Origin of the sequence: Phenylobacterium sp. (genome assembly GCF_020402505.1) — a bacterium.
GTDB lineage: Bacteria > Pseudomonadota > Alphaproteobacteria > Caulobacterales > Caulobacteraceae > Phenylobacterium.
This window is the reverse complement of record NZ_JADBZL010000117.1, coordinates 1-4,574: the sequence shown is the minus strand read 5'-3', so window position 1 is coordinate 4,574 and position 4,574 is coordinate 1. Positions and strand designations below refer to the sequence as shown.

The 4,574-nt window shown below is 64.5% G+C and carries 6 protein-coding genes; 2 read left to right on the top strand and 4 right to left on the bottom strand.

Annotated features, from left to right (window positions below; genetic code table 11):
* On the bottom strand, positions 1-238 hold a 238-nt coding region (locus tag IM632_RS08705; protein ID WP_296552233.1), incomplete at its 3' end, for a PhzF family phenazine biosynthesis isomerase.
* A gap of 111 nt (positions 239-349) precedes the next feature.
* On the opposite strand from IM632_RS08705, the gene IM632_RS08700 reads away from it, so the two are divergent.
* Both IM632_RS08700 and IM632_RS08695 read left to right on the top strand, forming a co-directional pair.
* Complete coding sequence (locus IM632_RS08700) at positions 350-679, top strand: type II toxin-antitoxin system PrlF family antitoxin (protein ID WP_296484091.1); 330 nt, start codon at positions 350-352, stop codon at positions 677-679.
* Positions 676-1,164 (top strand): type II toxin-antitoxin system YhaV family toxin, encoded by a 489-nt coding sequence (locus tag IM632_RS08695; protein WP_296484087.1) that lies wholly within the window; start codon positions 676-678, stop codon positions 1,162-1,164. Before IM632_RS08700 ends, IM632_RS08695 begins: the two co-directional genes overlap by 4 nt.
* 82 nt (positions 1,165-1,246) lie before the next feature.
* Here the strand turns inward: IM632_RS08695 and IM632_RS08690 are convergent, their stop codons facing one another.
* The 3 genes from IM632_RS08690 to IM632_RS08680 form a co-directional block, all read right to left on the bottom strand.
* Positions 1,247-1,465 (bottom strand): hypothetical protein, encoded by a 219-nt coding sequence (locus tag IM632_RS08690; RefSeq protein ID WP_296484084.1) that lies wholly within the window; start codon positions 1,463-1,465, stop codon positions 1,247-1,249.
* Positions 1,466-1,604: 139 nt separating this feature from the next.
* Positions 1,605-3,872 carry a P-loop NTPase fold protein gene (locus IM632_RS08685; protein ID WP_296484082.1) on the bottom strand — a complete coding sequence of 756 codons (2,268 nt, stop codon included), beginning with the start codon at positions 3,870-3,872 and terminating at the stop codon, positions 1,605-1,607.
* Between the two features lie 180 nt (positions 3,873-4,052).
* Positions 4,053-4,574 (bottom strand): FMN-binding negative transcriptional regulator (locus IM632_RS08680; RefSeq protein ID WP_296552231.1); only part of this gene is annotated, 522 nt, incomplete at its 5' end.

Below are 4,574 nucleotides of genomic sequence, written 5' to 3'. Positions count from 1 at the left end.
GGGTCGGATGCCCGGCGAAGGGCAGCTCCCCCTTGGGGGTGAAGATCCGCACCCGGTAGTCGGCGCCCGCATCGGCCGGCGGCAGGAGGAAGGTGGTCTCGGACAGGTTGGTCCAGCGGGCGAAGGCGGCCATCTGCGCGTCCGACAGGCCCTGCGCGTCATGCACCACCGCCAGCGGATTGCCGTTCAAGGGCCCCGAGGCGAAGACGTCGATCTGCTGGAAACGGCGGAGAATCATGGCGAGGGTCCCGGAAAAAGGCTCTGCGACCGGCCTTTGCGCCCAAAGCGCTTGCCTTGACAAGGCAATGCAATTGCATTACCTCTCTTGCTCACTCAGGAGCCCAGAAAGATGAGCGCCCGCCTTGTGGCGGAGTCGGCCTTGACCGACCGCTACCAGACAACCGTCCCGGAAATGGTCCGTCGCGCCCTGCGTCTCGGCAAGCGCGACCGCATCCGCTACGCCCTGGCGCCGGACGGCGCCGTCGTCCTGACGAAGGTGGAGGCGCAGGAAGCCTCCGATCCCGCCCTGCTCGGCCTCCTCGACCTGCTGGCCCGGGACATGGCCCAGCGTCCGGAACGCATCGCCACGCCCGACGCCGGCCTCCTGAAGCGGATGGAAGACCTTGTGGCGGGGGTGGAGGTGGATCTTTCCGAGCCCCTCTCTGATGCGGACGAATGACGGCGCCGCCTGAGCCGCTGGTCATCCACGGTTGGAGGGTCATGGCCCATCCCCTCTTCCTCGACCAGCTGCAGGCCCTGGTGGAGGAGGTGGAGCGCCTGAAGGCGCGGGACCCTGACGGCTATATCTCTCGGAACCCGACCAAGCGGCTCGCCGCGATCCGCAAACTGGCCTTCGACGTCATCCCGCAGGACCCGGGGCGGCCCGAGTATCGCCAGGGCGCGGCCCTCGGGCCCGAGCACCGGCACTGGTTTCGGGCCAGGTTCTTCCAGCAGTACCGGCTCTTCTTCCGCTTTCACGCCGCCAGCCGCCTGATCGTGCTGGCCTGGGTGAATGACGAGCGGACCCTGCGCGCCTATGAGAGCGGGACCGACGCCTACCGGGTCTTCCGCCGCATGTTGGAGGGCGGGCGTCCTCCGGATGACTGGGAGGCCTTGGTGGCTGAGGCGGGCCGGGAGGGCGGGCGGTTGTCGGGATTGCGATGAGAACGAATAGCCTGGCGCCCGCCGGCGCGATGCGAGGTTCCTGGCCCGGCCCTACCCGGATGTCGCGAGACTGTATGCAGGGTCAGCTGAACGGTGGATCAATGGATCGGCCCTCACTGTGGGAGATCGGTAGTCCAAAAGCCCGCGTGACGGGATTAATCGGCTCAATACGACTTGTTCGCACATTGAAGGCCAAAAGTACATTGGCGCCGAATGCAGGCGCATCTGCCAGCATCGCCTTCTGATTGGCATCCAGTTCGCCGCTAAATACTGCGGCCAGGAAGTCGCCGAATGCGTCCATGGCCTGCTAGGCGCCAGGGTCGCCAACCTCGCCATTGGGGACCAGGAACTTGAAGCGTCGACCAGCAGGGTCGTCGAAATAGATCGAATAGAACAGCGAATAAGGCTGATCCACTGGTGGAAGGAGGCTCGGTCGGTACTTAGTCGTCAAGAGTCCCGCAATCGAGCCGCACCCAGGCGGCTTCGAATTGCTCGATTGCCTCCCGCCTGCCTGCCTCAACATCTTCCCTAGAAAGGATTTGAGTCATGCGGGCGCGCAAGGCCACAGGATCGACAAGCGCCTCGACAGAGCCGCGATTGAGGCGGGGTTCGCGTCGTGCCACGACGTCACCGGCTGTGTGCGTCCAGCCGACTGAAATGAACGACCGAGCAAGCGCTTCCACCAATGCATCGTCGTCCAGTCGCTCGGCCAACCAGGCTCGGACCTGATCGGCGCCTCCATCGCCGATCAGGTCGCGCCAGCTGAAAAGATTCGAGACCAGGTCCGGTAGGCGGATGAAGGCGCCTTCGGAGGCTGCGGCCTCCACCCGCGCGAGCGTCAGCGCCCGCAGGCGCTCCGCCGCGCCGGCGCTGGTGAGCGGTTCGCCGGATACCTGACCATTCGGTGCCGACTCTTGGAGTCTAATGCACCGTAGCGAAAAGACGATCAGCCAGCGCAACGTCGCCGTCTGCGCTGCGGCCTCCAGCACCGCATCGCGCTGCTCAATCGCCAGCCGTTGATACACGAGGCGGTTCAATAGCAGATGGAGACGTAGAAAGTTGCCATCGAACGAGAAGAATTCACTCCTGTCGGCTGCGATTTCGAGCTCGTCGGCCATACCGAAGATGGCGGCCACCAGCGGACCGATATTGGCCTCGGGCACCAGAGGGGCGCGGACCGTCAGTTCCTCAAGTAGGACGGCCGCCCTTGTGCCCCCGCGACGCCGTGGAGTAGCGAGCGCTTGGTGCAGGGCGTCACGGACGAAGTCTGGATCGTCAGCGCTGACCAGGAAGGCCTCGATTTCCTTGGCCGACGCGGCCTGATCCGAAAGGGTGAGTCGGAAATAGGGATCGAAGTGCGTCTCGACGCACACCCTACGTTGCTGGCGCCATTCTCGCTCGAACTCGGCGTCATAGAAGTTGTTTTTCCAGGCGTTCTCGAGCGCAGGGAAAAGACGCATGAGTGCCTTTTGCAACTGCGGCCATTCTTGTTCGGATACGCTCCCCAGCAATTGCGCGTTGCAATGGTCTTTAGCTTGGCCTTGAGGGATGAAGCTGAGTTCATGTCCGCAGACCAGAGTCTTGTTGTCATAGATGGCGCGGTGGACACGCGGCCAGAACTGCCGCAGCGACTCCATCGCCAGGAAATCCGGAGCATCGACATCGCCAGCCACCGCCGGCCATGTCACCTCCAAAGCATTGGTCAGGCGTACGATATCGCGCGGGAGAGCGACATTCGGCGCGACGACGTCGTAAAAGACGTTCCAGAACCGTGTCTCTTGGTCAGTCGGGATCTGGCCGATGATGCGGTTGACGTTCTTGAGCAGCAGGTCGCGCAGGTCGTGGGGCTCGGGTGGCGGTAGCTCAAATCCCGCCTGGACGATCTTCTCCAGGAAGTGCGGACCCTCAGACGGGAATCGTTCTTTGACTGCAGTCTCTATCAGCACCCGGTCGAAGACCATTACGTATACAATACTAGGAAGTCGCCCAGCCGACTTGACCAGCTTGAAGACTAGCAGCGCATCGTCGACGCTCAGGCGATCGAGATCATCGATTACGACGACGAAACGCCGTTTCGCCGACCGCAGCGCTTTGGCGATCTCTGCATGTTCCTCCAATACAGTCTGCTTGCCGTCCAGAGAATCGCCGACGAGTTTAGCGCCGGTCCCCACTGCGGCGCCGCCGGTTCCCGCGGTGACCATGTTCACGACCGCCTCAATAAATGGACTGGCGCCGCTGAGCTTGCGACCTAGGTCACGTAGAACTGTCCTAGCCTTGGCGGGAAGTGACTTACCGACCGATGAGTCCATCTCGCGGAAGAAGGCGATGGCCAGCGCGTCGGCGCCGTTGAACCACCAAGGATTGAATTCGACGAGGGTGAGGTCTTCCGCGCCCTTCAAGCCGCCCTTCGTGAGGTGGTGCTTCACCAAGTTGACTGCGCTGCTCTTGCCCGAGCCCCACGGTCCATGGATACCGATCACCAAGCCTTCCGGAGACTTCAGCCCCGCGATGCTGTTGGCGATAGCCCGGGCAAAGGGATCGAAGCCGAATACATCCTGCTCTGGCCGCTCGATTGGGTGGTCGGGGCTAATCGCAGCGGGGTCTAGGCCATCGGGTCGATCGCCAAGCTCAGCGGCGGCGTCCTTCATTGCCTCGGCTGGCATCGTCACCGTGGCGGGATCTCGGCCAAACCACCGTCGCCAGTTCATCGTATTCGCGCGCTCCCCCGCCCTTCTTGGGTGTATGATCGCATAGTTCCTGTGCCGACGCCTCTCTACAGTAGGGGGGCGGCATGCGGCGACGGCGAACTTGCCGGCGTTGCCTTGCCGCCGTCACGCCCCCCGGCACCCGAGGTTATGCCCTTGTGATCTGCTGAAAACGGCGGAGGGTCATGAGCCCTCCCGCGCCGCCAGCCGCTCGGCGACGATTGCGGCGGCCGCGGGGTTGTGGTGCGGGTCTTCGGGATCGGCGAGGCCGCGGGCGACGCCGGCCATGTCGGGGAGGGGGCGGTTCTGGCTCATCTTCCACTTGCCGCGGATTTCGGTGATCTCGATCTCGAGGCCGATAATGCCCCGGAGCTGGGAGGCGATGAAGGCGGGCGGGGCGTCGGAGACGGCCCAGGGCCGGGGGCGCCGGTCTTCCTGGGCGCGGGTCAGGGCGTCGACCTGGGCCGCCAGCCAGTCGGCCCCGGGCTTCAGGCGGATCCGGCCCCGCACCTGGACCATCGCGTAGTTCCAGGTGGGAACCACCCGGCCCGTCTCGGCCTTGGAGGGATACCAGCCGGGCGAGACATAGGTCTCGGCGCCCTGGAAGATGACCAGGCCGTCCAGGCCCTCGGTCAGGGCGGCGGCGTGGGGGTTGGCGCGGGCCATGTGGGCGGTCAGGACGGCGCGGTCCGCCTCTCCCTCCCC